The sequence below is a fragment of the Tenacibaculum sp. SM2510 genome (genome assembly GCF_057002845.1).
Window position 1 is genome coordinate 1,220,383 of record NZ_CP192703.1, and the last position, 26,023, is coordinate 1,246,405.

At 31.8% G+C, this 26,023-nt stretch carries 25 protein-coding genes; 20 read left to right on the top strand and 5 right to left on the bottom strand.

What is annotated here, in order from left to right; genetic code table 11:
* The 5 genes from ACQ629_RS05385 to ACQ629_RS05405 all read left to right on the top strand — a co-directional run bounded on the left by ACQ629_RS05385 (nt 1) and on the right by ACQ629_RS05405 (nt 3,639).
* Nucleotides 1-363 carry a DoxX family membrane protein gene (locus tag ACQ629_RS05385; protein WP_483706921.1) on the top strand — a complete coding sequence of 121 codons (363 nt, stop codon included), beginning with the start codon at nt 1-3 and terminating at the stop codon, nt 361-363.
* Entirely contained in the window at nt 360-1,973 is a 1,614-nt protein-coding gene (locus ACQ629_RS05390; protein ID WP_483706922.1) for an amidohydrolase, read from the top strand. Before ACQ629_RS05385 ends, ACQ629_RS05390 begins: the two co-directional genes overlap by 4 nt.
* 27 nt (nt 1,974-2,000) lie before the next feature.
* Nucleotides 2,001-2,450, top strand: coding sequence for an FKBP-type peptidyl-prolyl cis-trans isomerase (locus ACQ629_RS05395; RefSeq protein ID WP_483706923.1), 450 nt, complete (start codon nt 2,001-2,003; stop codon nt 2,448-2,450).
* Between the two features lie 44 nt (nt 2,451-2,494).
* A complete protein-coding gene (locus tag ACQ629_RS05400) occupies nt 2,495-2,836 on the top strand; it encodes a DUF3703 domain-containing protein (protein WP_483706924.1) in 342 nt (113 codons plus the stop codon).
* 254 nt (nt 2,837-3,090) lie between these two features.
* Complete coding sequence (locus tag ACQ629_RS05405; RefSeq protein WP_483706925.1) at nt 3,091-3,639, top strand: sigma-70 family RNA polymerase sigma factor; 549 nt, start codon at nt 3,091-3,093, stop codon at nt 3,637-3,639.
* A 37-nt stretch (nt 3,640-3,676) separates the two neighbouring features.
* Here ACQ629_RS05405 and ACQ629_RS05410 read toward each other — a convergent pair whose 3' ends face one another.
* Nucleotides 3,677-4,357 (bottom strand): hypothetical protein, encoded by a 681-nt coding sequence (locus ACQ629_RS05410; RefSeq protein ID WP_483706926.1) that lies wholly within the window; start codon nt 4,355-4,357, stop codon nt 3,677-3,679.
* Between the two features lie 136 nt (nt 4,358-4,493).
* On the opposite strand from ACQ629_RS05410, the gene ACQ629_RS05415 reads away from it, so the two are divergent.
* The 5 genes from ACQ629_RS05415 (at nt 4,494) to ACQ629_RS05435 (ending at nt 8,393) form a co-directional block, all read left to right on the top strand.
* Nucleotides 4,494-5,714, top strand: coding sequence for a sulfite oxidase (locus ACQ629_RS05415; RefSeq protein ID WP_483706927.1), 1,221 nt, complete (start codon nt 4,494-4,496; stop codon nt 5,712-5,714).
* Complete coding sequence (locus ACQ629_RS05420) at nt 5,714-6,187, top strand: monoheme cytochrome C (RefSeq protein ID WP_483706928.1); 474 nt, start codon at nt 5,714-5,716, stop codon at nt 6,185-6,187. The genes ACQ629_RS05415 and ACQ629_RS05420 overlap by 1 nt, the downstream gene beginning before the upstream one ends.
* 23 nt (nt 6,188-6,210) lie before the next feature.
* Nucleotides 6,211-7,086, top strand: a complete 876-nt coding sequence (locus ACQ629_RS05425; protein ID WP_483706929.1) for a sterol desaturase family protein — start codon at nt 6,211-6,213, stop codon at nt 7,084-7,086.
* Between the two features lie 256 nt (nt 7,087-7,342).
* Nucleotides 7,343-7,777 (top strand): GNAT family N-acetyltransferase, encoded by a 435-nt coding sequence (locus ACQ629_RS05430; protein ID WP_483706930.1) that lies wholly within the window; start codon nt 7,343-7,345, stop codon nt 7,775-7,777.
* A gap of 160 nt (nt 7,778-7,937) precedes the next feature.
* Nucleotides 7,938-8,393 (top strand): DUF4231 domain-containing protein, encoded by a 456-nt coding sequence (locus ACQ629_RS05435; protein ID WP_483706931.1) that lies wholly within the window; start codon nt 7,938-7,940, stop codon nt 8,391-8,393.
* 25 nt (nt 8,394-8,418) lie between these two features.
* Here ACQ629_RS05435 and ACQ629_RS05440 read toward each other — a convergent pair whose 3' ends face one another.
* The gene (locus tag ACQ629_RS05440; protein ID WP_483706932.1) at nt 8,419-10,386 is read right to left on the bottom strand and encodes a YgiQ family radical SAM protein; all 1,968 of its coding nucleotides are present in this window, start codon (nt 10,384-10,386) and stop codon (nt 8,419-8,421) included.
* Nucleotides 10,387-10,505: 119 nt separating this feature from the next.
* Between ACQ629_RS05440 and ACQ629_RS05445 the strand changes: the two genes are divergently transcribed.
* From ACQ629_RS05445 to ACQ629_RS05475, 7 genes are all read left to right on the top strand, one after another.
* Entirely contained in the window at nt 10,506-12,365 is a 1,860-nt protein-coding gene (locus ACQ629_RS05445) for a M61 family metallopeptidase (RefSeq protein ID WP_483706933.1), read from the top strand.
* A 142-nt stretch (nt 12,366-12,507) separates the two neighbouring features.
* Nucleotides 12,508-15,012, top strand: coding sequence for a zinc-dependent metalloprotease (locus tag ACQ629_RS05450; RefSeq protein WP_483706934.1), 2,505 nt, complete (start codon nt 12,508-12,510; stop codon nt 15,010-15,012).
* Nucleotides 15,013-15,129: 117 nt separating this feature from the next.
* Nucleotides 15,130-17,055, top strand: a complete 1,926-nt coding sequence (locus ACQ629_RS05455) for a CocE/NonD family hydrolase (protein WP_483706935.1) — start codon at nt 15,130-15,132, stop codon at nt 17,053-17,055.
* Between the two features lie 2 nt (nt 17,056-17,057).
* Nucleotides 17,058-18,506: a flavin-containing monooxygenase gene (locus ACQ629_RS05460; protein ID WP_483706936.1), complete on the top strand. Its 1,449-nt coding sequence runs from the start codon at nt 17,058-17,060 to the stop codon at nt 18,504-18,506.
* Nucleotides 18,507-19,261: 755 nt separating this feature from the next.
* Nucleotides 19,262-19,669: a DoxX family protein gene (locus tag ACQ629_RS05465; protein WP_483706937.1), complete on the top strand. Its 408-nt coding sequence runs from the start codon at nt 19,262-19,264 to the stop codon at nt 19,667-19,669.
* A complete protein-coding gene (locus ACQ629_RS05470; protein WP_483706938.1) occupies nt 19,669-20,091 on the top strand; it encodes a DsrE family protein in 423 nt (140 codons plus the stop codon). The genes ACQ629_RS05465 and ACQ629_RS05470 overlap by 1 nt, the downstream gene beginning before the upstream one ends.
* Nucleotides 20,092-20,100: 9 nt before the next feature.
* Nucleotides 20,101-21,117 (top strand): TQO small subunit DoxD, encoded by a 1,017-nt coding sequence (locus ACQ629_RS05475; RefSeq protein ID WP_483706939.1) that lies wholly within the window; start codon nt 20,101-20,103, stop codon nt 21,115-21,117.
* 142 nt (nt 21,118-21,259) lie between these two features.
* Here ACQ629_RS05475 and aat read toward each other — a convergent pair whose 3' ends face one another.
* On the bottom strand, nt 21,260-21,883 hold the full coding sequence (gene aat / locus ACQ629_RS05480; RefSeq protein ID WP_483706940.1) for a leucyl/phenylalanyl-tRNA--protein transferase: 624 nt from the start codon (nt 21,881-21,883) through the stop codon (nt 21,260-21,262).
* A 136-nt stretch (nt 21,884-22,019) separates the two neighbouring features.
* Here aat and ACQ629_RS05485 point away from each other — a divergent pair, with 136 nt between their 5' ends.
* The 3 genes from ACQ629_RS05485 to ACQ629_RS05495 all read left to right on the top strand — a co-directional run bounded on the left by ACQ629_RS05485 (nt 22,020) and on the right by ACQ629_RS05495 (nt 24,546).
* On the top strand, nt 22,020-23,576 hold the full coding sequence (locus ACQ629_RS05485; RefSeq protein ID WP_483706941.1) for an NAD(P)/FAD-dependent oxidoreductase: 1,557 nt from the start codon (nt 22,020-22,022) through the stop codon (nt 23,574-23,576).
* Between the two features lie 78 nt (nt 23,577-23,654).
* Nucleotides 23,655-24,284, top strand: a complete 630-nt coding sequence (locus tag ACQ629_RS05490; RefSeq protein ID WP_483706942.1) for a YqaA family protein — start codon at nt 23,655-23,657, stop codon at nt 24,282-24,284.
* 22 nt (nt 24,285-24,306) lie between these two features.
* Entirely contained in the window at nt 24,307-24,546 is a 240-nt protein-coding gene (locus ACQ629_RS05495) for a DUF1456 family protein (protein WP_483706943.1), read from the top strand.
* A 226-nt stretch (nt 24,547-24,772) separates the two neighbouring features.
* Here ACQ629_RS05495 and ACQ629_RS05500 read toward each other — a convergent pair whose 3' ends face one another.
* Both ACQ629_RS05500 and ACQ629_RS05505 read right to left on the bottom strand, forming a co-directional pair.
* Nucleotides 24,773-25,138 (bottom strand): DUF3127 domain-containing protein, encoded by a 366-nt coding sequence (locus ACQ629_RS05500; protein ID WP_275688448.1) that lies wholly within the window; start codon nt 25,136-25,138, stop codon nt 24,773-24,775.
* 8 nt (nt 25,139-25,146) lie between these two features.
* Nucleotides 25,147-26,007, bottom strand: coding sequence for a flavin reductase family protein (locus ACQ629_RS05505; protein WP_483706944.1), 861 nt, complete (start codon nt 26,005-26,007; stop codon nt 25,147-25,149).
* Nucleotides 26,008-26,023: the final 16 nt, after the last annotated feature.

The window sequence follows — 26,023 nt, forward strand, 5'->3', positions numbered from 1 at the left end:
ATGACAATTTTAGTATTAATTCTTCGTATAATTTTTGGTTTATTCTTTGCTTACATAGGTTTTATGCATTTTTTAAAACCACGTTTTTTTAATGGTTTTATTCCCAAACCACTTCCTAAACTAGCTGTAAACTATGTTGCAGGTTTTATCGAAGTTACAATCGGAATAGGTCTTTTATTTAATGCTACTGCTAAAAATGCTGCCATCGGTTTTTTTGTGCTAATGGTCGTTTTTTTACCATTACATATATGGGATTTATTTAAAGAAAAACCTGCTATAGGATCTAAAAAAATTGCCATTATACGCTTACCTATACAATTTTTACTTTTATATATCGCTTATTTAATATATTCAAATTCATGAAAAAATCATTATTAATCATTGCCATTTCAATCGCTATTACCTCTTGTAAACAACAAGAAAAAGTAGACACGATTGTTATTAATTCAAACACATATACAGTTAATTCTAATTTCGATAAGGCTGAAAGTTTTGCGATTAAAGACGGTAAATTTATCGCTATAGGAACTAATAAAGAGATACAAGATAAATACACCTCATCAAAAACTATCGATGCTGAAAATAAAGCTATATATCCTGGTTTTATTGATGGACATTGTCATTTTTACAGATTAGGTTTACAGCAGCAAAAAGTAAACTTAGTAGGTACAAAAAGTTACAATGAAGTATTACAGAAGTTGGTTGAATTTCAAAAAGAAAAAAACACCACTTTTATAACCGGTCGTGGTTGGGATCAAAATGATTGGGAAACAAAAGAATTTCCTACAAAAGAAAAACTAGATGCTTTATTCCCTGATATTCCTGTGGCAGTTCGTAGAATTGACGGTCATGCAATGTTGGTAAACCAAGCAGCAATCGATTTAGCAAGTATTACAATTGATACTAAAATTGATGGAGGTGAATTCTTTAAGAAAGATGGAAAACTTACAGGTGTCTTAATTGACAATGCAATGAATTTCATTGAAGTGCCAAAACCGAATAAACAAGAACAAATTCAGGCTTTAAAAGACGCTGAAAAAATTTGTTTCGACTTAGGATTAACAACCGTTGATGATGCCGGTTTAGATAGACAAGTAATTGAATTGATTGATAGTTTACAACAAACAGGTGATTTAAAAATGCGTATTTACGCAATGATTTCTAACAACAAAGAAAACTTAGATTACTACCTGAATAAAGGCGTTGTAAAAACTGATAAATTACATGTTCGTTCGGTAAAAGTATATGCAGACGGAGCTTTAGGTTCTCGTGGTGGTGCTTTAAAAGAGGAATATTCTGATAAAAAAGGACATTTTGGTGCTTTAGTGAACTCGTATGATGACCTTCAGCGTTTAGCAAAAAGAATTGCTAGTTCTGAATATCAAATGAACACGCATGCCATTGGTGATTCTGCCAATTATGTAATGCTTAAAGCTTATAATAAATTCTTAAAAAACAAAGACAATCGTCGTTGGAGAATTGAGCACGCTCAGATTGTTGATTTAAAAGATTTTCATTTATTTAAAAATATCATTCCGTCTATTCAACCAACACACGCAACAAGCGATATGTATTGGGCAGAAGAACGTGTAGGTTCTGAAAGAATTAAAGGTTCTTATGCCTATAACGATTTATTAAAACAACATGGCATGGTTGCTTTAGGAACCGATTTCCCTATAGAAAACGTAAGTCCGTTGCATACCTATTACGCTGCAACTATCAGAAAAGATTTAAAAGGATATCCAGAGAAAGGATATCAAATGAACAATGCTTTATCTAGAGAAAATGCCTTGAAAGGAATGACTATTTGGAATGCTTATGCTAATTTTGAAGAAACCGAAAAAGGAAGTATTGAAGTAGGTAAACTTGCCGACTTCATCATCTTAGAAAATGATATTATAACTGTTAACGGCGACAAAATACCAAACACAAAAGTTTTAGAAACTTTTGTAAATGGAGAAAAAGTAAATTAATTTTCATCAAATTATAAAAACTCTTTTATGAAATCTTATTTTTATACAGCATTAATCACCCTATTATTTATATCGTGTAGTGAAGATTCTATAAACTACGATGCTAAAAATGAGGCTGATATTGTTGAATACATAGCAAATAACAATTTAGATGCTAAAAAAAGCAATTCTGGCTTATATTATGTTGTAAGTAATGAAGGCTCGGGCACAAGGCCTGTAAGCAACTCTAATGTAACCGTTGCGTACAAAGGTTATTACTTAAATGGTAAAACATTTGACCAAAGTGATAGTGCTGGTATTTCTTTTAACTTACAACAAGTTATTAAAGGATGGACAGAAGGAATCACTTATTTTAAAGAAGGCGGAAGCGGTGTTTTACTAGTTCCTTCTAAACTAGGATATGGTTCTTCTACAACAAAAGGAATTCCTGGTGGATCTGTTTTAATATTCGATATCGAACTTTTAAAGGTAAATTAAAACGCATCTTTTTATATAAAAATTAGTCATCTTATTAAAAAATCATGACTAAATTACAACGTAAACAAGAATATTACAATCAATTAATACTCGCTAAAAAGACACTTAGAAGCAATCGCTTTAAAGTGTCTTTTTATCATTTAGAAAATACTCATATTTTAGGTCAAAAACATTTATATAGACATACGCTATCACATTACTGGATGTTTATTTACGGAATTAAGACAATAAACAGTAAAGAAATAGCAGGTCAGTTCACTAGACTTTTAGCCGCTATTTTATTTACAAATACTTGGGTTCCTAAAGGAAATACAGGTGGTTCAAATATTTCACCAATAAAATCAATACCTATTAGAAAAGAGCTGCAAAAATATTTTCCTAAATAACTGCATCTTTTCTAATATTTAAAAGTCTATTATATGAATTTAAAGATTAAATATCATGAAATATAAAAACGAATGTACGTGTAATTGTGATGGTTGTAAAACAGGTAATTGCTCTAATTGTACCTGTGAAAATTGCTCTTGCAAAAACTGTAACTGTTAATAACATATTTGTTAACTTTTGTTATTACAAAGCTGAAGTGTTTTCTATTTAAAATACCTTCAGCTTTGTAATAACATTTTTGTAAATTTATAGAATGACAACAAATCAAGTTTACATAAAATATGCTGATGACGTTAAATACTTTATCTTAAGCAAGGTAAAAGATGCAACGGTTACTGAAGATATTTTACAAGACACTTTTATTAAAATACACACCAAACTTCATACGCTAAAAGATATAACTAAACTAAAGCCGTGGATATTTACCATTGCTAGAAACTCTATAATGGACTATTTTAAGAGTATGAATAAGACTTTTGAATTGGCTAATTCCGAAACAGAAACAAGCATAGAAACAACCACACATACCGAAAAAGATTGTTTACGTGGTATCATAGAACGTTTACCGAAAACATATAGAGATCCTTTATTTTTATCAGATATAAAAGGATTAAAACAGCAAAAAGTAGCAGATACTTTAAAGCAAAGTTTACCTACAACTAAATCGCAAATTCAACGTGCTCGTAAGCTAATAGCACAAGGCTTTATGGATTGCTGTGGGTTTGTTTTAAATGAAAACGGTAAATTAGTAGGAGAAATACAAGATAAAAATGACTGTAACGTTTGTAAAGAAATAATTTAGAGAAAAAGCAACCCTCTCCTCTAAATTATTTAAAAACTTAAGATTTTGATTCAGGTAAATGAATACCTTGCTTTAGCAATGTAAGTCCCATCATAACTAACCAAATTACTTTAATGTGAAATATAGGTTTGTAAATTTCGTAATTATCTGCAATAGCTAAAATAAGCCCTACTGTTACAACACCTAACACTATTGTAAACCAACCTAACCAAGTACTTGTTAATCTCCATTTAACAAAAGCATACCCTAACAACACGAATCCAACACCAGAAAATATACGTCCAAAACGTATAAAACACGTAACGTATTGATTGGTTGACAAAATACTATCCATAAATACAGCTATTTCTGCAACTGATTTACCCGCTGTTTGTCCAACACCCCAAGCACCAAAATTGTAATAAAACGCATTTGCAATTGCTAGGGTAAAAGTACCTACGATAAGCATTCCTATTCCTGGAAGTACCACTACACGATAAGGTCTACCCGTAATCATTGACATTAATGCAAACATAGAAATACCCATAGTAACCCAGCCAAAAATATGAATACGATACATCCATATCCAATACCAAACACTCTCTCCTATTTTAGGAAAATCTGAAGCAACTATATATTCACCAATGTGGTGAGATGATAATAACCAACTAAACCACAATAGCACTGCTGCTAAAATAAATGCCCAACCTGTAAAACCAGTTTCAAAATCTTTTTTCATTATCCTCATAATTATGTTGTTTATTTTAATAATTACGCAATATATAATTGATTTATTTATTTTCATGTAATAATTGTTACACAAGAACACCGTCGATTAATGTACATTGCACACCTACTACTATAATTTTATTGTCATGAAAAGAAGGTCGTTTATAAAAAAAACAGTATTAGCTTCATTTGCTACAACTTTAGGAGCAGAACTTGTTTTTGGTTCTAAAATGGTAGATGGCTATATTCCTCTGGCCTTACAAGATTCAGATCCTTTTAAAATCTTTAGCAAGAACAAGGGCATGATAGTGCTGAATGACAAACCTTGGAATATTGAAGCACAGGCTCATTTATTAGATGATAAGGTTACACCAAATTCTTCTATGTTTATTAGAAATAACGGTAAGACACCTGAAGATATTAATCCTAAAACTTGGACACTTACTATTGATGGAGAATCTGTTAAAAGTAAAAAAACATATACTCTTGATGATTTAAAATCAAAGTTTAAACATCACACCTATCAATTAACCTTAGAATGTGGTGGTAACGGACGAAACGAATTTGCCCCACCAGCAAAAGGAAATCAATGGACAATTGGTGCTGTACATTGCGCATCTTGGACTGGTGTACGTTTGCGAGATGTTTTAGAAGATGCAGGCATTAAAAGTAATGCCGTATATATTGGATACCATTCTGCTGACGCTCATTTAAGTGGTGACCCGTCAAAAGAACCAATCTCTAGAGGCTGTCCAATATCTAAAGCGCAACAAGATGAAACTATTTTAGCTTTTCAAATGAATAACAAAGAAATTCCATTAATCCATGGATATCCATTACGTTTAGTTGCTGGTGGTTGGCCAGCGTCAGTTTCTGGCAAATGGGTTAATAGAATTAGTATTCGAAATAAGGTTCATGATGGTACAAAAATGACTGGAACTGCTTATCGTATACCTTGCAACCCGGTTGCTCCAGGTGAGAAAGTAAAAGATAAAGATATGTGTATTATAGAATCGATGCCTGTAAAATCATTAATTACCTATCCAAAAACTGGCGCAACCATTAACGAAGGAAAAAGTTTAGATATTAGAGGGCATGCTTGGGCTGGAGAACTAGAGGTTAATAAAATGGAATACTCAATAGATTTTGGATCAACATGGACGACCTGCTCTGTTGAAAAACCAATAAACCGTCTTGCTTGGCAACATTTTTCGGCTTCAATAAATTTTCCGAAAATAGGTTACTATGAAGTTTGGGCAAGAGCAACAGATACTAATGGTATTGCACAGCCAATGCTTGTACCAGGCTGGAATCCTAAAGGGTATTTAAATAATGCGTGCCACAGAATAGCAATAAAAGTTATTTAATGATTGATAATAAAGAGTTTCAAGAAAAAATAAAAAAAGCGGAGAATACTGCCTATTTAGCGATGTTTTTCACTTCTATAGCCTCTATTTTACTTCTTTTTGCAATATACGATCCTACATTTTCGATTTTCGAAAATAAAAAAGCAAATCTTGTTTATAGTGCTATTGATGAAGATGAAGACAGAATTGAAAAGGGCATTCATGTAAGAACTGGCTTAATAGACGCAGAAGGCTTAATGACAGTTGTTAACAATTGTACGAATTGTCATTCGGCAAAATTAGTTATCCAAAATAAAATGAATGCTGAAAGCTGGAATGCTGCAATTAAATGGATGCAAAAAACTCAAAACCTATGGGATTTAGGTGAAAATCAAGAAATTATTGTAAATTATTTAGTGACTAATTATCCTGTAACAGTAAAAGGTAGACGAATGGTTTTAAAAGATATTGATTGGTATATCTTAAAAAATTAGTATAATTATAAAAGATTAAAAAAATGAAAAAATATTTAGATGCGTTTATAAACGCTTTTAACGGAACGGTAGATTGGACCTGGAAATCGATAATTTTTGAAGTACCTTGGTATACCAACTATTTTTGGGGCCTTATTGCGATTTCTCTTTTTGTTTGGGGCTTAGAAATTGCCTTCCCTTGGAGAAAACAACAAGCTATATTTAGACGTGATTTTTGGTTAGATGCATTTTATATGTTTTTTAATTTTTTTATCTTTTCTATTGTAATTAGTGGGGTTTATGAAATTTTAGGCTTATTATTCGGTGAATTTAACATCACTGCAAAAAGCTTAGCTCTTTTTGATGTATCTCAATGGAATCCTTGGTTACAACTACTTACATTTTTTATTATCCTTGACTTTGTACAATGGTTTACACATGTCTTATTGCATAAATATAGTTTCCTGTGGAGGTTTCATAAAGTACATCACAGTGTAAAAGAAATGGGGTTTGCTGCACATTTAAGGTACCATTGGATGGAAAACATTTTTTACAAACCTCTCAAAACTTTTGGAGTAATGATTATTGGTGGTTTTGAACCTGAACAAGCTTATATAGTTCACTTTATAACCATTGCAATAGGTCACTTTAATCATGCTAATATTAAAATTACCTGGGGTATATTTAAATACATCTTAAACAACCCGGTTATGCATTTATACCATCATGCTTATGTCGTTCCTAAAGGAAGAAACGGTATGAATTATGGAATTAGCCTAAGCCTTTGGGATTATGTTTTTAAAACAAATTATATTCCTGAAGATAGCGGAACCGTAGAAATTGGTTTTAAAGGAGATGATAAGTTTCCTACCAACTTTATAGATCAAAATCTATATGGCTTTAAAAAAGGGCAACAATAAAAAACACCTTCAATTTAATTTAATAAAATAAACGTTTAGTCTATTCGAAAGAATCTTCTAAACGTTTATTACTTTATTTATATAGCTGTTTTTTGTTGTAAATTTAGTTTCCAACCTATTTATATTAATGCTTAAACTATAAAGCCCACTAATTATTATAAGAGGGTTCAGTAATTTCAATCCGATTAGTAATTAGCAAACATTTAATACCGTTTTGTAAACACCCACCTCTAAAATTCAAAAAACATTTAAACCAGTGAAAACAGTTACTCCCATAATTAAACAAATTACTGTTTCTGAAGTATTACCTATTCGACACAAAGTTATGTGGCCTAACAAACCGATAAATTATGTTTCGTTAGCAAATGATATAAATGGAAAACATTTCGGATTGTTTGTGAACGGTAAAATAACATCAATTATTTCTTTATTTGTATTAAATGATGAAGCTCAATTCAGAAAATTTGCAACATTAACAGAATATCAAGGGTTTGGTTACGGGACTATACTATTAAATGAAATTATAAAATTGATGAAGAAAGAAGGTGTTAAAAAATTATGGTGCAACGCTAGGGTTGAGAAATCAAAATTTTATGAAAAATTCAATTTAAAAGCAACAAACAAAAAATTTAAAAAAGGCGGAGTTGAATATGTTGTTATGGAGCTTATGTTTACAAATAGCTTTTCTTAACTTTATAAATATTCTCTTTAAAGTTAATCAAAAGAGAATTGTTTCATTTATTTTTTAGTTTAAACTAAAAGCACAAAAACAGTTAAATTTTAATGTTTATTTACTTTGTGAAAGTTTGTTTTTTATAATATGTTTGAAAAAAAGAAAACTTTAACAAATTATGAGTAATAGCAAGTCCAAATTAGATATTTTAAGTAATGAAATATCGATAATGATTCAAAACACCACTAATAGAAGTGATCATAATAAAAAAAAATCGTTTAGAATTTATATTGGCATTGCTACTTCTTCCGCTTTAATTACCTTTTTAGTGGCTATCGCTAATGATGTTCCTAAAGACTTAAGTACTCCTGTGAAATTTATGACACTCTTTTTTAGCGCATTAACAACAATTTTAGCTTCTTGGGACGGGTTTTACAACCACAAACAACTTTGGGTTAATTATAGTGAAACTAGAGACCTTTTAAAAGAATTACAGTTAAAGATAAAACTAGCTTCCGAAGAAGATAAAAAAAAATCACTATTCATCACATATATACATCAAGAATACCAATCTATTGTTAATAAAAGTAATTTCAAATGGAAAGAACTAAGGTTAGATGACAGAATGAGTTAAGTATTCTACCATCTAATCTCTATATCTAATGTTTTCTTTTCTTAGAACCACTCTTACCCTTAGGCGCTCTGTAATTTTTACTTTTACGCTGATTGAAAGGAACAGCGTCATCAAAAGTGTTTTTTGTTTCTTTTGCTGATTTATTTTTCTTCCAAGAATTATTTTCAGGCAATAAAACTTTTAATAAATCTTGTCTTCCTACTTTGTTAAGTGTGTTACGAATCCAATCTTTATTCTCTTTCTTATACCAGAAGAAAAACTTGTGCTGATCTTCTTTCTCCTTAGCTGTTTTAGGTGTTTTCGTTGGTTTTAAAGTATATGGGTGAAAACCACTATAATAAATTACCGTTGCAACCGTCATTGGCGTTGGCGTAAAACCTTGCACCTGCTCTAACTGAAAGCCCATCTCTTTTGTTTCGGCAGCTAAATTTGCCATGTCCTCTTTTTCACAAGCAGGATGATTCGATATAAAGTAAGGTATTAGCTGTAATTTTAATTTTTTCTTTATATTAATACGATCAAAACGTTCTTTAAACATGTGAAAATATTTAAATGACGGTTTACGCATCAATTTTAAAACAGGATCAGAAGTATGCTCTGGTGCTACTTTTAATCGTCCAGAAATATGATTGGTCATTACCTCTTCGGTGTAGGCATCTAACTCTTTCGGATCTGCGTTTTTATTAAATTCAGGAACTAACATATCATGTCGAATTCCACTTCCAATAAATGATTTTTTTATCTTCGGATGCTTATCAACTGCCTGATATAATTCTGTTAATGGCTTGTGAGATGTATCTAAATTACTACATATCACTGGCGATATACAAGAAGGCGCAACACATTTATCACAGATAGATTGTATTTTACCTTTCATCTTATACATATTTGCAGATGGCCCACCAATATCGGATAAATATCCTTTAAAGTCATCCATTTCTGCAACCTTGTCAACTTCTCTTAAAACAGATTCTTGACTACGACTTGCTATAAATTTTCCTTGGTGTGCAGAAATAGTACAAAAACTACATCCTCCAAAACATCCACGGTGAATGTTAATAGAAAATTTTATCATTTCAAAAGCCGGAATTGGCCCTCGCTTATTATATTTTGGGTGTGGCAAACGTGTAAAAGGTAAATCGAAAGAACCATCTATTTCCTTTTCAGTCATTGTAGGATAAGGTGGATTTATCATCAACTTCTTATCTCCTACTTTCTGAAAAATACGACGTGCCTTTAATTTATTAGACTCCTGCTCTATCACTTTAAAATTAGAAGCAAATGTTTTTTTATCTTTTAAACAAGCCTCATGAGAATTAATCTCTATGTCTTCCCAGTTTTTATTCTTCGGAACATCTTCTCCTTTATCAACAAAAACAGCTGTTTGTTTAATTGTTTTTAAGCTAGAAAAAGGCACTCCTTTTTGCAAAAGTTCTACAACTTCACGCAAAGGTTGTTCACCCATTCCGTAAACCAACATATCTGCTTTAGAAGTTTCTAAAATAGTTGGCAATAACTTATCAGACCAATAATCGTAATGTGTTACTCTTCGTAAAGAAGCCTCAATACCACCAATTAAAATTGGAGTATCAGGAAATTTATCTTTTAATATTCTCGAGTATACTGATGTTGCATAATCAGGCCTAAACCCTTTATCTCCGTTTGGTGTATACGCATCTTTATCCCTACGACGTTTACTTGCCGTATAATTGCTCACCATCGGATCCATACATCCGCCTGTTACTCCAAAAAACAATCTTGGTTTACCTAACTTCTCAAAATCCTGTAAATTATCGTTTACACTAGGCTGTGGTACAATTGCAACTCGCAATCCGTAACTTTCTAGTATACGTCCAATTACTGCAGGACCAAATGATGGATGATCTACATATGCATCTCCACTGAAAAGAATTACATCTAATTCTTCCCATCCTCTTAACTTAACCTCCTTATTTGTAGTCGGTAACCAATCTGAAACTCGTCTTACTCCCATGCGTTGCAAAGGTACAACGTTTTAGTTGAAATTACCTACCTTAAAAAGGTGTTAAATAAGTAACAAAAAACGTAACACATCGTCTATTTATGATACTTATAAATATAATAAAACTAATCATGAAAAAAATACTATTCGCAATCGCTTCTTTAGCCTTGTTAGCAAGCTGTTCTACTTACAAAACAGTTCAAAACAACAAGCAAACAATAAAAATTGGCATCAATCTAAACACTGTTATTAATGACAAGGTAATGGTTGAAGTAAATCCGCAAAAAATAAAGAAAGAAACGATAATTTATAATATCCCCGCAATTGTACCAGGAACGTATTTAATGAGTAATTACGGGAAATTTGTTTCAGACTTCAAAGCTTTTGATTACAACGGAAAAGAATTAGCAGTTAAAAGATTAAATGAAAATTCTTGGCAAATTAATAATGCTAAGAATATGGATAAGCTTTCTTATTGGATTGATGACACTTTTGATTCTGAAAAAGAACATAAAATTTATGTAATGGCGGGTACCAATATTGAAGAAGGAAAAAACTTCTTATTAAACCTACCTGGTTTTATTGGATACTTTAATGATAAAAAAGAATTTCCTTATGAAATTACTATAACACATCCAACAGACTTATATGAAACCTCTTCTTTAATTAATAAGAACACTACAAAAACTGACAACAGTAAAGATGTGTTTTTAGCGCCGAGATATGATGAGATTTCTGACAATCCTATTATGTATGCGCCTTTAAATAATGTGAGTTTTACGGTAAACGGTATTGCTGTTAATTTAGCAATCTACTCTCCAAATAACAAGCATAAAGCAGCTGATTTAAAGAAAGCTTTAAAAACAATGATGACTGCGCAAACAAACTTTTTAAAAGGTTTTGAAACTACAAGCGAATACAATGTATTGGTCTATTTATTTGACCCCGAAGTGTACAAGTTTCAAGGTTATGGTGCTTTAGAACATAGATCTTCTACAACAGTTGTGTATCCTGAAACAATGAGCAAAAAAGAATTTGCAGAAAATATGATTAACGGAACTGTTTCTCATGAGTTTTTTCATATCGTTTCTCCACTTTCTGTACATTCAGAAGAAATTCACTCGTTTGATTTTAACAAGGCAAACATGTCTGAACATTTATGGATGTACGAAGGTATGACAGAATATTTTGCGAATCTTTTTCAGGTAAATCAAGGTTTAATTTCTGACAAAGAATTTATCTCAGGTATAGAAAATAAAATTGCTTCGTCAATGCGATTTGATGACGCAATGTCTTTTACAGAAATGAGTAAAAACATTTTAGAGCCTAAATATGCTAAAAATTACAGCAACGTATATCTTAAAGGTGCTTTAATTAGTATGTGTTTAGACATTATTTTAAGAGAAGAAAGTAAAGGTACTTACGGTGTAAGAAACATGATGTTTGATTTATCTAAAAAGTACGGGAAAAATAAAGCTTTTAAAGATGAAAACATTATTGCTGAAATTACAGAAATGACATACCCTTCGGTTGGTGAATTCTTTAAAACCCATGTACAAGGAAATACACCAATTGATTACACTAAATATTTTAACAAAGTAGGTGTGACAAATGAAACAAAAACTGAAAATTCGGCTTATTTTCTTGATGCTAAAAGACAGCCTTTTATTTCTGTAAATAGTGATAAAAAAATATTCTTTACAGCAAAAACTAATTCAGCTTTAACAGCTTTAGGCATTAAAGCTAATGACATTTTAGAATCTGTAAACGGAGAAAAAATTTCCTTAGAAAACATTCGTCCTGTACTAGGAAAAACAATGCAATGGAAAGTTGGAGATAAAATAACGATGAAAGTTACTAGAAACGGAAAAACAGTAGCTGTCTCTGGAGATTACACTCAACCAACTACTGAAACAACATCCTTAGTACTTGAAGAATTGCCTGCAACAAATGCAAAAGTAATTTTAAGAAATGCATGGTTAAAAAATTAAGATTACCTTTCACAAAATAAAAAAAGACAACCAATTTGGTTGTCTTTTTTTATGGCTTCTTTTTTTTGCTTTAACATTTAATTAAGAATAACACTAATTTGATTTAGTTAATTTCGAATTTCATAATTCAACCAAAAACATAATGACTCAAAAACTACTTTCAAAAATATTGATTGTAATCTTTTTCTTAAGTTTCACTGTAAATTCTGAAGCACAAAGAAAAAAGAAGAAGAAAAACAACAAAAAAACAACAGATGTAAAAGCTAAAAGTAAGCCAGATAAAAATGCTATTAAACCTTACGGTAAAGTAGTTACAAAAAAACATAAAACAGATACAGGTTTATTTAAAGTACACTCAAAAGACAATAATTATTTATTTGAAATTCCAGACTCTCTTTTAAACAGAGAAATGTTAATGGTTACCAGAATTGCTAAAACCGCAAGCGGAATTGGCTTCGGGGGTGGTAAACAAAATACACAAGTTTTACGTTGGGAGAAGAAACAAAAGAAAATATTATTGCGTGTAGTTTCTCACAATGTTGTAGCCGATTCTATTTTACCAATTCACGAAGCGGTTACAAATTCTAATTTCGAACCTATTTTATATGCTTTCCCTATAAAAGCATTTAGCAAAGATTCTACTGCCACTGTTATTGACGCAACTCCTTTATTTGCTACAGATGTTAAAGCAATCGGATTTCCTCAATTCAGAAGAAAAGCTTATAAAATCTCTAAAATGGATAAAAATCGTTCGTACATCGAGCGCATGAGTAGTTATCCTAAAAACATTGAAGTACGCCACGTAAAAACATATGTTGCTGGTAAAGCGCCATCAAACTCAAGTGTTGGTGCGGTTTCTTTAGAGTTAAGTAATTCTATGATTTTATTACCAAAAACACCCATGAAGCGTCGTTATTTTGACGAAAGAGTTGGTTGGTTTACAAGCTCACAAACAGATTATGGTTTAGATACTCAAAAAAGTAAATCTGTTACTTATTTAGACAGATGGAGATTAGAGGTTAAAGATGAGGATTTAGCAAAGTTTAAAAGAGGTGAACTTGTAGAGCCTAAAAAACAAATCGTTTATTATATTGATAGAGCTACACCTAAAAAATGGAGCAAATATATAAAAGAAGGTATTGAAGATTGGCAAGTTGCTTTTGAAGCTGCTGGTTTTAAAAATGCAATTATCGCTAAAGATGCACCTACTAAAGAAGAAGACCCTGAATGGAGTCCTGAAGATGTTCGTTATTCTGTAGTTCGTTATTTAGCTTCTCCTATTCCGAATGCAAACGGACCTCATGTTAGTGATCCTCGTTCTGGAGAAATTTTAGAATCTGATATCAACTGGTACCATAATGTTATGACATTATTACATAACTGGTATTTTATTCAAACTGCGGCAATCAATCCTGAAGCTAGAAAAAACAAGTTTAAAGATGAAATTATGGGGCGTTTAATACGTTTTGTTTCTTCTCACGAAGTTGGGCATACTTTAGGGTTGCCTCACAACATGGGTAGTTCTGTAGCATACCCTGTAGATTCTTTACGTTCTGCTAGTTTTACTAAAAAATATGGAACGGCTCCTTCTATTATGGATTATGCTCGTTTTAATTACGTTGCACAGCCAGAAGATAAAGGGGTGGCTTTAATGCCTAATATTGGACCATACGATAAATATGCAATGAACTGGGGATACCGCCCTATTTTAAACACAGCTGCTAAGGATGAAAAAACGATTTTAAATAAATGGATTACTGATAAAAAAGGAGATCCTATTTATAGATTCGGACATCAGCAAGTAAGAAATACTATCGACCCTAGCTCTCAAACCGAAGATTTAGGTGATGATGCCATGAAAGCAAGTGCTTACGGTATTAAAAACCTACAACGTATTTTACCTAGATTAGAAGAGTGGACAACCGAAAACGGTGAAGACTATCAAGAGTTAAAAACAATGTATGGTCAATTAGTTGGTCAGTTTAACAGATATATGGGACATGTAAGTTCTAATATTGGTGGAGTTTATGAAAACTTTAAAACTGCCGATCAAGAAGGTGCTGTTTATACGCACGCTTCTAAAGAGCATCAAAAAAGAGCTTTAACTTTTGTAAATAACGAACTGTTTAAAACACCTACTTGGTTAATCGATCAAAACATCATTTCTAAAACACAGTATTCTGGTTCTGTAGATGCTATTAGAAGTTTACAAGTACGTACTTTAAATAAAATTTTAAAAACAGGTCGTTTAACTCGTTTAATTGAAAATGAAATTTTAAACGGTAACAAAGCTTATACGATTGTTAATATGATGAGTGATCTTAGAAAAGGTGTTTGGTCTGAATTATACAGCAACAACGCAATTGATGGTTACAGAAGAAATTTACAAAGAGCACATTTAGATCGTTTAGACTTTTTATTAAACAATGCTAAAAATCAAAATGGTGTAAGAAGAAACGGTGGATACTTTAAACAAACCGCTGTAAATATTAGTCAGTCTGATATTAAGGCAGTTGTTAGAGGTGAATTAAAAAGAATCCAAAGAGATATTAAAAGAAGTATTCCTAACGCTCGTAACACAATTACGCGTTATCATTTACAAGATGCATCAGACAGAATTAAAGCTATTTTAAATCCGAATAAATAGCACCTATTGCACCCCGAATTCTTTTAAAAACATCAGTAATGTACATTACTGATGTTTTTTTTATTCTTAAAAAAAGAATCCCTATTTTTATAACTATTTATTAATCAACAAAACCGCATGAAACACTTTATAAAACTTACTTTTTTATTGCTTCTTACATTAAGCTGTACTAAAAAAGATTTAAAACAAACAACTGCTCAAGCTCCTAAAGACACTTACGTAGCTGATAATTTCACAAAAAAAGAAGTAACCATTAGCATGCGAGATGGTGTTAAATTACACACTATTATTTACACCCCTAAAGACACAAGTAAAACCTATCCGATTTTAATGCAAAGAACACCTTACAGTTCTAGGCCTTATGGAGACGGTAAATTTAAAACCAAAATTGGTCCGAATACTAATTTAATGAAAGAGGGAAACATTGTGGTATATCAAGATGTTCGTGGTCGTTGGATGAGTGAAGGCGTGTACGATAACATGCGTGCTTATATTCCGAATAAAACACCAAAACAAGCTGATGAAACTACCGATACTTATGATACAATTGATTGGTTAATTAAAAACACACCGCATAATAACGGTAAAGTTGGTACATGGGGAATTTCATATCCTGGGCATTACGCTACAGTTTCTACTATCGATGCGCACCCGGCTTTAAAAGCAGCCTCACCACAAGCTTGTATTGGCGATTTCTTTTTCGATGACTTTCACCATAACGGTGCTTTTTTATTAAGTTATTTCAGAGCTGTATCGTTATTCGGAACTTACAAAGATCAACCAACGGATTCTGCTTGGTATTCTTTTCCTAAAATGGACACGCAAGATCAATATCAGTTTTTCTTAGATAAAGGCCCTTTAAAAAATTTAAACGAATATTTTCAATATGATAAGTTAGATGTATCTACATCTGAAAACAAAGACAAAATCGATGATTTTTTCTGGAAAGAAATTGTAGAACATCCAAATTATGATGAAACTTGGCAAAGCAAAGGAATTATTCAACATTTAGATAAAGTTCCGTCTACTGTAGCAACCATGATTGTTGGTGGTTTATTTGATGCTGAAGATTTATACGGACCTTTAGAAACTTATAAAAACATAGAAAAAAATCAACCTAACAATTACAATACTTTAGTTTTCGGTCCTTGGGATCATGGCGGATGGGCAAGAAATAAAGTAGCCAATAAAGTTGGAAACTATTATTTTGGAGATTCAATTTCGTTAAAGTTTCAAAAGAACATCGAAACTAAATTCTTTAATCATTTCTTAAAAGGTGACGGTTCTAAAAATAGCGGATTACCTGAAGCATACGTTTTTGATAGCGGTAAAAAAGAATGGAAATCATACGATGTTTGGCCTCCAAAAGAAGCAAAAAAGCAATCGTTTTTCTTATCAAAAAATCAAGAATTAACAGCATCAAAGAAAGACAATTCTAAAGTTGATTTTATCAGTGATATTAAAAGACCAGTTCCATATTCTGAAGATATTAAAACCGTATTCACACCAAGAAAATACATGACCGACGATCAGCGTTTTGCTGCTCGTAGACCAGATGTTTTAGTTTATGAAACTGATGTTTTAACAGATGATTTTACGTTAGCTGGTGATATTTTAGCTAAATTAAAAGTAGCAACAACAGGTTCTGCTGCCGATTGGATTGTTAAAGTTATTGATGTGCATCCTGCGGATTTAAAAAATGACAACAAGGAAATGCAATCGCATTTAAAATTAAGCAATTACCATATGATGGTTCGTAGCGAGGTTTTACGTGGTCGTTTTAGAAATAGTTTTTCGAATCCAGAACCGTTTACACCTAACAAAAAAACGGCTGTAAATATTAAATTACAAGACGTATTTCACACCTTTAAAAAAGGACATAAATTACAAATACAAGTACAAAGTACCTGGTTTCCTTTAATTGATTTAAATCCGCAAACCTATGTAGATAACATTTACAAAGCAAATGAAAAGGATTTTAAAACACAAACACATTCAGTTTTTTCAGATTCTAGTATTGAATTTACGGTATTAAAAAACTAATGATGGCCACAAATCATACCGACGTATTAATTATTGGTGCCGGATTATCGGGTATTGGCGCTGCGTGTCATCTATCAAGAAAAAACCCTAACAAGAGTTATAAAATTCTTGAAATGAGAGCCGAATTAGGCGGTACTTGGTCGTTATTTAAATACCCAGGAATTCGCTCTGATTCGGATATGTATACCTTCGGATATTCTTTTAAAACATGGGACGCCTCTAAATCATTTGCCGATGCGCCCTCTATTTTAGAATATCTGAACGAGGCTACTGACGAATATAAAGTACGTGGTAAAATATGTTATAACGAAAAAGTAATTTCCGTAAATTTTGATACTAAAAAAGCAATTTGGACGGTAATTACTCAACATCAAAAAAGTAAGGAAGAACATACTTATACTGCTAATTTTTTATTTTCATGCAGTGGTTATTATAGCTATAAAAGTGGTTACACGCCCGATTTTGAAGGTGTAACTAATTTTAAAGGTACGATTGTTCACCCGCAGCAATGGCCTGAAAATTTAGATTATACCAACAAAAAAGCAATTGTTATTGGTAGCGGAGCAACAGCTGTAACCTTAGTGCCCGAAATGGCTAAAAAAACAGCGCATGTTACTATGGTACAACGCTCGCCAACCTATATTGGTGCGCTACCTAATAAAGACAAAGTTGCTGGTTTTCTAAAAAAAGCACTGCCTAAAAAAACGGCACATAAAGTAATTCGTTTTAAAAAAATTCTCTTTTCGATTGCTTTTTACAACACCTCTAAAAAGTTTCCGAATTTTATGAGAAACTTTATCATTAAAGGGGCAAAAAAGCAGCTAAAAGGTTTTCCTGTCGAGCCACATTTTACACCAAACTACAATCCGTGGGACCAACGTTTTTGTGTGGCGCCTGATGGCGATTTATTTAAAGCCATAAGAGAGAGAAAAGCATCTATAGAAACCGATCATATTGATTGTTTTACCGAACACGGATTGCGTTTAAAATCAGGAAAAGAACTTGAAGCTGATATTATTATTACCGCTACAGGTTTGCAGCTAGTTGCTTTTGGTGATGCTAAAATTAGTGTTGACAATGTTCCTTTTAATCCTTCGGATAAATTAACGTACAAAGGTTTAATGTTAAATGACTTACCTAACTTCATCTTTTTTGCGGGTTACACCAACGCTTCTTGGACTTTAAAAAGCGATTTAACAAGCGAATATGCAAGCCGACTTATTAATTTAATGAATAAAAAAGGACACAAAATTGTGGTACCTAAAGTTAGTGATATGAATATGGAAACCGTACCACTTATTAATTTAAACTCGGGTTATATTCATCGCTCTACAGCAAATCTACCAAAACAAGGAAGTAAATTTCCTTGGAAATTATATCAAAATTGGATTTACGATTATTTCACATTACGTGTAAAATCAGTTAAAGATGATACTCTAAAGTTCAATTAATAGCTATTTTTAAATTGACTTAAATATTTTTTTTCTAAACCTCGTAATTAAAATTACGAGGTTTATTTTATACAATTATGTCTACATGAACTTGTTTCAGGTTCGCATCACAACAACATAATATTGGATGAGATTCTGAAATAAATTCAGAATGACGTGTTGTTATTTAGTTTGATTGTTGTAGTAAAAACAACTAAATTATATAACGTATAATATTCTGCGTTAAAACGGTAGATATTTAAACCATTAACTTTTATTAAGAAAAAAATAACATTTTATCGGAAAAATTGCATCTATATTTGCAAAAGTGAAAGAAATTTGTAAAATAAAAAAAGTTAATTCTATCATATCCATTTTTGGACTTGTGTTGTTGCTATTACTTTCACCTTGTAAGGTTCGGAATTTTATTCAAGCCGAATTAGGAATACCTCAAACAAAAGTTTTAAACAAAAGTTTATCAGGAATTTCTCAATCAAATTGCCAGAGTTTTGAAATTACCAAAACTGATCAACCGATCTCTGAAACAGCTTTTCAACAACCTGCTTTTTTAATTCCGGAAACTTCTCGTTTTGATTTTACAATCTACTTATTTAAACATTCTTTCAACCTCAGTACATCACAAAGCAAACAAGTTACTGATGTTCCGTTCTACATTCTATATCAGAGCCTAAAAGTTTATTTGTAATTGATTTTCTTATCAAGAAAAACATAAAGCAGCTACACCGCTGCATTTTATCAATTACAAATAATAAAAAATGAAATTTCAAGAAAAAACACTTGAAGTTAGCTACAAGTCTGTAGTTATACTTCGTATTATGCTTAGCTTAATTTTTATAATAGCAAGTACTAGTCACTTTTTTAATACCGAAAAAACCGTAAGCAGAATAGAAAACTCCTCAATGAGTTTTATTGGAAATATTCTAGGACCTCCAGAAATAGCTGTTATTCTTTCAGGTATTGTAATGCTAACTGCAGGTATTTCATTACTTCTTGGTTTTAAAACTCGAATAGTTGCAATAGTATTAATAGCAGTTTTGGTTCCTATTACATTAACAGTTCAAGTTGGACAAATGACAACTTTAGGGCCACTTTTTAAGAATGTAGCCATACTTGGTGGGCTTCTTTTTTTCAGTATTAATTCAACCTTAAAAATTCAGAAATAATGAAAAATTTAATCCTATATATAACAACAATATTCCTTTTGGCATTTGGAACTCCTCGGTTACAAGCACAGGGTATTAGCCCTAAAATGAACAATTATTTAGTTCTTTCAAAAAACATAAAACAACTCAAACCTGTTTTGCTAACTGCCAATGAACTGGCAAAAGAAGACGGAAAAAAACATGGCGCTTTTTATGTTATCATCTGTGGTAAAACAGTGAATGATATTTCTGACAATTCAGATTTTAATAAATTTTTAAAAAAGGCAAAAGCCCAAAATGTAAAAGTTTTTGTTTGTGGTATTTCACTTTCAAAGTTTAATATAGATCCAGAAACACTACCAAGCAATCTAGAAATAACCCCTAATGGTATATTGTTCGGTTTTCAATTATTGAAACAAGGGTTTATTACATTAACTATATAAAGTTTAAATATGAAAAATATTAGCATAAAAAACGATGCTGGGCTATTGACCCTAGCACTAAGATTAGTAGTAGGTTGGACCTATTTCTCAGCCTTTTGGAGAAGAACTGCTTTAGCTGATAAACTAGACCCAGAAGTAGCAGGTTACATTGGCGAAAAATTTAACGCCTTTTTACCTAACGCATTAGGCATAAAACCAATTATTCTATACTTGGTAGAAAATCCAGATGTACTTTGGATAAATATGGTAATTTTCACTATTGTAGAAGGAATTGTAGGCTTGTTTATTATGTTCGGCTTATTTACCCGGATAATGAGTATTGGTGTCTTTGGGTTAGCAATGGGAATCCTTTTAGGTTCTGGTTGGATCGGAACTACCTGTCTTGACGAATGGCAAATAGGAGTGCTAGGAATCGCTACCGGTTTTGTTTTATTTTTAACAGGAAGCGGAAAATATTCATTAGATAATTATTTAATGAAAAATAATTTCGCTGTCACCAAAAAGAAATGGTTTACTTGGTTTGGATCAGGTATATTACCGATAAAAGAGAGTGTTTTTTCAAAAGTTGTTTTAATAGGCTCTCTGTTTATTTTAGGAATGACTTTAATGACAAACCAGGTATTTCACGGTGGTATATGGGGAACTCTCCATAATAAATCTGTAAAACCAAAACTGGAAATTACAAAAGGAAAAATTGAAAACACGACACTTTCATTTGATGTATTTAGAACAGAGGGAGTTGATGTTTATGGCTCTTGGGTTATTGGAATTGAGTTATTTAATGAAAAAAATAAGACAGTTGTTAAATATACACAAGAAGACCTAATTGAATTAAATAACAAAAATATTTATAACTACTATGTTGCTAAAATAAGACCAGGAAAGCATAGCTTAATTGTTCCATTAGGAGCAAAAGCAAAGTTAAACTTAGATAATGAAATTTTATTAGATTTGCTTAAAGGAACTTATACTCTTAAAATTACAGACATCAGTGGTGCAGTTTGGAAACATAAGATTGAAAAATAACAAAAGCTAACAATACATAAAAGTAATAGCGGTTCAAGTACAAACTCGAACCGCTTTTTTGTTCAATTAAATGTATTTTCAACCTAAAAACAAGTGCCTTTTAATAGATTACTACTCTTATACCAACAGATACATAAACTACTTACAATAGCTTCAAAAAATCATTTCTATCAATTTCACGAGCGCCTAAACTTTCTAGGTGTTCGTTATGTACTTGGCAATCTATGAGTTTGTATCCGCCATTTTTGGCTAAGTGAATAAAAGCTACTTTACTCATATTACTTGCTTTGCTAAACATACTTTCGCCACAAAAAACACCGTTTCCGGTATCAACTCCGTATAAACCAGCAACTAGTTTATCATCAATCCAAACTTCAATAGATTTTGCGATTCCTTTTTCATGCAAATTAATATAAGCATCTTCCATATCGTCGGTAATCCAAGTTCCTAACTGATCATTTCTATCAATATGGCGACAATTAAAAATCACTTCTTTAAAAGCTTTATTTTCGGTAATTGTAAAACCTTCTTTTCGCAATACTTGGCGCATCGATTTAGAAACTTTTACTTCTTGCGGAAACAACACCATACGTTCTGGTGGCGAATACCAAACAATTGGTTCACCTTCATTAAACCATGGGAAAATTCCGTTTTTATAGGCATGTATTAACCGTTTGGCAGATAAATCTCCACCAAATGCCAAAACACCATCTTTATTTGCGAATTCGTAAGACGGAAATACTATTTCTTCAGGTAACCAAATCATATAAAAACTGTAATAAACACTGCAAATATAATGCAGTTCTCACCATAACTAATGACAAAACAACCCTATTGATTTCATTTTTATAATTCTTGCAGAAATAAAAACGTATCAATTCAATTTTGCATAATTTTGCAACATGGTAAAAGAACTTCAACTACGCGTTAATTTAATAGAAGAAAAGAAAGAAGATATCTTAAAAAAGAAAGCTTCTAGAAAATTAGACATCGCTATTACTAACATAACTACGGTAAAAGTATTACGTAAATCTATCGATGCGCGTAAAAAAGACGTGGTTTTTAATTATAAAGTAGCGGTTTATATTAACGAACCTTTACCTGATACTCCAGATTATATTTTTGATTATCAAGATGTATCTAACGCAAAAGAAGTTCATATTATAGGTTTCGGACCTGCAGGAATGTATGCCGCATTGCGTTGTATTGAATTGGGTTACAAACCAATTGTTTTAGAACGCGGAAAAAATGTACAAGATCGTCGTAGAGATTTACGTGCCATTAATCAAGAACATTTTGTAAACGAAGATTCTAATTACTGTTTTGGTGAAGGTGGTGCCGGAACGTATTCTGACGGAAAACTATATACCCGTAGTTTAAAACGTGGTGATGTTCGTAAAATATTCGAAAATTTGGTACACCATGGTGCTGCTGAAGATATTTTAATTGATGCGCATCCGCATATCGGAACTAACAAATTGCCTAAAATTATTCAGAATATTCGTGAGAATATTATAAAATATGGTGGTGAAGTTCATTTTGATACGCGCGTTACCGATTTTGTTATTAAAAACAGTAAACTACAAGCCATACAATTGCAAAACGGAAATGAAATGACTGTTAACTCCGTAATTTTAGCAACCGGTCATTCTGCGAGAGATATATACGAATTGCTTGACAGAAAAGATATTTTATTAAAAGCAAAATCATTTGCAATGGGGGTTCGTGTAGAGCATCCACAAGAAATTATAGATCAAATTCAATACAACTGCTCAGGTGAAAGAGATGAGTTATTACCTGCTGCTGCATATAGTTTAGTACATCAGGTAAATGAAAGAGGTGTGTATTCTTTTTGTATGTGTCCTGGCGGATTTATAGTGCCAGCTGCAACTGCAAACGGAGAAGTTGTTGTAAACGGAATGTCGCCTTCTCGTAGAAATAACAAATTTGCCAATTCAGGAATTGTTGTTGAAATTAATATCGACAAAGACTTGTACAAATATGAAAAATTCGGAGCCCTTAAAGGTTTAGAATATCAGAAAGATTTAGAAAAATTAGCTTTTAACGCTGGTGGAAAAAGTCAGGTTGCCCCTGCACAACGTTTAACCGATTTTGTAGAAGGCAAATTATCATCTAGCTTAAATGAGACTTCATATCAACCAGGATTAAATTCAGCACCAATGCATTCTTTATTACCTAAGTTTATTGGTAGTAGATTGCGTAAAGGTTTTGATGCTTTTGGAAGAAAAATGCACGGTTATTATACTGCTGAAGCAAATATTATTGGGGTAGAATCTCGTACCTCATCACCCGTAAACATCCCTAGAAAAGAAAGTTTAGAGCACCCGCAAATTGAAGGCTTATTTCCTTGTGGTGAAGGTGGTGGTTATGCAGGCGGAATTATATCTGCAGCAATGGATGGTGAGCGCTGTGCTGAAGCTGCAACTGCTAACTTATAATTAACAATATTTCTTTGATTTATTTCTAATTACCTTGTATTTTTGCATTCTCTAAAAGATGCTTAGAGCAGCAAGTAAATGAAAGTTAAGAAAAGAAGAAATAAAAAGAATGTAAAACCGCACGTAGAACGTTTACACAACTACTACCAGCGTACTGGTTTTTACATGTTTATTTGGGAAAGTTTAAAAAAAGCTTTTTGGCCAATAGTCGGAGCCGTTTTAGGAATATTCTTATTTAATAAATACGTTTATAATATTAACGACGGTTTACAAACGGTTACCGAAACTTTTTCTAGACTTGGCGTTTTAACTACTTTTTTCATTTCTGAAACAATACTAGGTTTAATTCCGCCAGAGATTTTTATCGCTTGGTCTAAAAAAACAGCAGATCCTGTTTTAAACTTATCACTATTAGCAACACTATCTTATTTTGGTGGATTAACTGCTTATTTTATAGGTAGAGCTTCCTTAAAAATTACTTCTGTAAAACTTTACTTAGAAGTTAAAATGGCTAAGAACCTTAAAAACACTAGTAAATGGGGTGGTTTTTTAATTTTAGTAGGTGCTTTATTACCGCTACCTTTTGCTATTAGTTGTTTAACAGCTGGTATGATTAAATATCCGTTTAGAAACGTAGTGCTATTTGGGCTATTTCGTTTTTTACGTTTTACCATTTACGCTTGGGCTATTTTTAAAATGGTTAATTAAAATAAAAATATATATTATTACTATGGGATTATCTAACAACGATATTTTTAAAAAATTAAGAGTAGCTCACAAATTTCGTGATACTGATATTATTGAAATCTGTGCTTTGGTTGACTTTAAAGTTTCTAAAGGTGAGTTAGGTGCTTTTTTTAGAAATGAAGAACATCCTAAATATATGGAATGTGGCGATCAAATTCTTAGAAATTTCTTAAACGGATTAGTAATTCATTTAAGAGGTCCAATGCCTAAAAAGGAAAAATAAAACTTACATAATATACAATATATAAAAACCTTCTGATAATAGATCAGAAGGTTTTTATTTTTCCTTTAAATAAATTTTTCAGTAAATAACTGAATAATGATGATTCAAATATACATTAAACTATTAGGTTAAAAAACGGGATATCCGCATTTAAAAGTGTGTTTTTACGTAAAATGTAAAAAGAGAGCTTATAGCTCTCTTTTTTGTATGTATAATCCTTTTTATATTAAAAAGGTAAATCGTCTGGTTCGTTAGCAGATAAATCTGGTGCTGGTTGAAACTGATCTACAGGAGGTGTATTTTGAGAAGAAGCTTGTGCTAAATTCTCAATTCTCCATCCTTGAATAGAGTTAAAGTATTTTGCAACTCCTTCTGGATTAATCCACTCCCTACCTCTTAAGTTAATAGATACTTTTACATCTTGACCAACAGCATAACTATTTAAAACATCACATTTATCCTGTACAAACTCAATCATAATCATTTGTGGATATTGCTCATCTGTAGTCACAACTAATTCACGTTTTCTAAATCCGCTAGCTCCAAATGTTTGTGTTTCGTTAATTAATTTAATCTTTCCTATAACTTCCATATTCTTATCTATTTAATTAAAAGCACTTTCCAAGCACTTTCTACATCATTACTCTTTAAGTATTCTTGTGCAAATGTATGTTTTTTTTCAGTTGAAAGCGAAACATATTTTGGGTGTTCTTTCGCAAAGTTATTAACAGTTTCCTCATTTGGTAACTGCTCTACATTACCTAACATACCTAAATTATTACCTGTTAAAACAGTACTATTTCTAATTTCAGTCGGAATTTGATCTACACCAATCCCTAAAGTTGAAATTGGTTTTGCTATTTCAAAAAAACCATCTCTTGCTCTAGAGTAGTAGCTTCCTCCTGCCCTAGCAACTAAATCTATTTTATGTTGATCTATGCTTCCGTCTTCTGCTAAAACATTTTCGTTAATATGTAATTTAACCACTTCGCAAACAATTAAATTTCCTGCACCACCTTCGGTTCCCGTATAAATAATATCGGTTACTTTACATTCAAATTGTACTGGCGATTCTGCAACTCTAAAAGGCTTTACTTCATCAGAAGGTAACATAGTAAACCCTGCTTTTTCAAATTCATTTACGCCCTTCGGATACATGGTGCTGCTTAACGACATTTGTTGCACAATATCATAATTCACCACATTAATAACCACTTCTCTAGTTTCTTCAGCATTATCTAACGTGTGCTTTGTTTTATTACCTCTTACACTTCGTGCTGGAGAGAAAATTAACATTGGTGGATTGGCTCCAAAAACATTAAAAAAACTAAACGGTGATAAATTCGGATTTCCTTCTTCATCAATAGTACTTGCAAAAGCAATAGGTCTTGGTGCTATAGCGCCTAATAAATAACTATGTAATTTACCTACAGGTAATTCTTTAGGGTCGAGTGATAACATATTTTATTTTTTAATG

Excerpts from the sequence above, each read along its gene's own strand:
- ACQ629_RS05385 (WP_483706921.1), top strand. The coding sequence starts at position 1 with ATGACAATTTTAGTATTAATTCTTCGTATAATTTTTGGTTTATTCTTT.
- ACQ629_RS05390 (WP_483706922.1), top strand. The coding sequence starts at position 360 with ATGAAAAAATCATTATTAATCATTGCCATTTCAATCGCTATTACCTCT.
- ACQ629_RS05395 (WP_483706923.1), top strand. The coding sequence starts at position 2,001 with ATGAAATCTTATTTTTATACAGCATTAATCACCCTATTATTTATATCG.
- ACQ629_RS05400 (WP_483706924.1), top strand. The coding sequence starts at position 2,495 with ATGACTAAATTACAACGTAAACAAGAATATTACAATCAATTAATACTC.
- ACQ629_RS05405 (WP_483706925.1), top strand. The coding sequence starts at position 3,091 with ATGACAACAAATCAAGTTTACATAAAATATGCTGATGACGTTAAATAC.
- ACQ629_RS05410 (WP_483706926.1), bottom strand. The coding sequence starts at position 4,357 with ATGAAAAAAGATTTTGAAACTGGTTTTACAGGTTGGGCATTTATTTTA.
- ACQ629_RS05415 (WP_483706927.1), top strand. The coding sequence starts at position 4,494 with ATGAAAAGAAGGTCGTTTATAAAAAAAACAGTATTAGCTTCATTTGCT.
- ACQ629_RS05420 (WP_483706928.1), top strand. The coding sequence starts at position 5,714 with ATGATTGATAATAAAGAGTTTCAAGAAAAAATAAAAAAAGCGGAGAAT.
- ACQ629_RS05425 (WP_483706929.1), top strand. The coding sequence starts at position 6,211 with ATGAAAAAATATTTAGATGCGTTTATAAACGCTTTTAACGGAACGGTA.
- ACQ629_RS05435 (WP_483706931.1), top strand. The coding sequence starts at position 7,938 with ATGAGTAATAGCAAGTCCAAATTAGATATTTTAAGTAATGAAATATCG.
- ACQ629_RS05440 (WP_483706932.1), bottom strand. The coding sequence starts at position 10,386 with ATGGGAGTAAGACGAGTTTCAGATTGGTTACCGACTACAAATAAGGAG.
- ACQ629_RS05445 (WP_483706933.1), top strand. The coding sequence starts at position 10,506 with ATGAAAAAAATACTATTCGCAATCGCTTCTTTAGCCTTGTTAGCAAGC.
- ACQ629_RS05450 (WP_483706934.1), top strand. The coding sequence starts at position 12,508 with ATGACTCAAAAACTACTTTCAAAAATATTGATTGTAATCTTTTTCTTA.
- ACQ629_RS05455 (WP_483706935.1), top strand. The coding sequence starts at position 15,130 with ATGAAACACTTTATAAAACTTACTTTTTTATTGCTTCTTACATTAAGC.
- ACQ629_RS05460 (WP_483706936.1), top strand. The coding sequence starts at position 17,058 with ATGGCCACAAATCATACCGACGTATTAATTATTGGTGCCGGATTATCG.
- ACQ629_RS05465 (WP_483706937.1), top strand. The coding sequence starts at position 19,262 with ATGAAATTTCAAGAAAAAACACTTGAAGTTAGCTACAAGTCTGTAGTT.
- ACQ629_RS05470 (WP_483706938.1), top strand. The coding sequence starts at position 19,669 with ATGAAAAATTTAATCCTATATATAACAACAATATTCCTTTTGGCATTT.
- ACQ629_RS05475 (WP_483706939.1), top strand. The coding sequence starts at position 20,101 with ATGAAAAATATTAGCATAAAAAACGATGCTGGGCTATTGACCCTAGCA.
- aat (WP_483706940.1), bottom strand. The coding sequence starts at position 21,883 with ATGATTTGGTTACCTGAAGAAATAGTATTTCCGTCTTACGAATTCGCA.
- ACQ629_RS05485 (WP_483706941.1), top strand. The coding sequence starts at position 22,020 with ATGGTAAAAGAACTTCAACTACGCGTTAATTTAATAGAAGAAAAGAAA.
- ACQ629_RS05490 (WP_483706942.1), top strand. The coding sequence starts at position 23,655 with ATGAAAGTTAAGAAAAGAAGAAATAAAAAGAATGTAAAACCGCACGTA.
- ACQ629_RS05495 (WP_483706943.1), top strand. The coding sequence starts at position 24,307 with ATGGGATTATCTAACAACGATATTTTTAAAAAATTAAGAGTAGCTCAC.
- ACQ629_RS05500 (WP_275688448.1), bottom strand. The coding sequence starts at position 25,138 with ATGGAAGTTATAGGAAAGATTAAATTAATTAACGAAACACAAACATTT.
- ACQ629_RS05505 (WP_483706944.1), bottom strand. The coding sequence starts at position 26,007 with ATGTTATCACTCGACCCTAAAGAATTACCTGTAGGTAAATTACATAGT.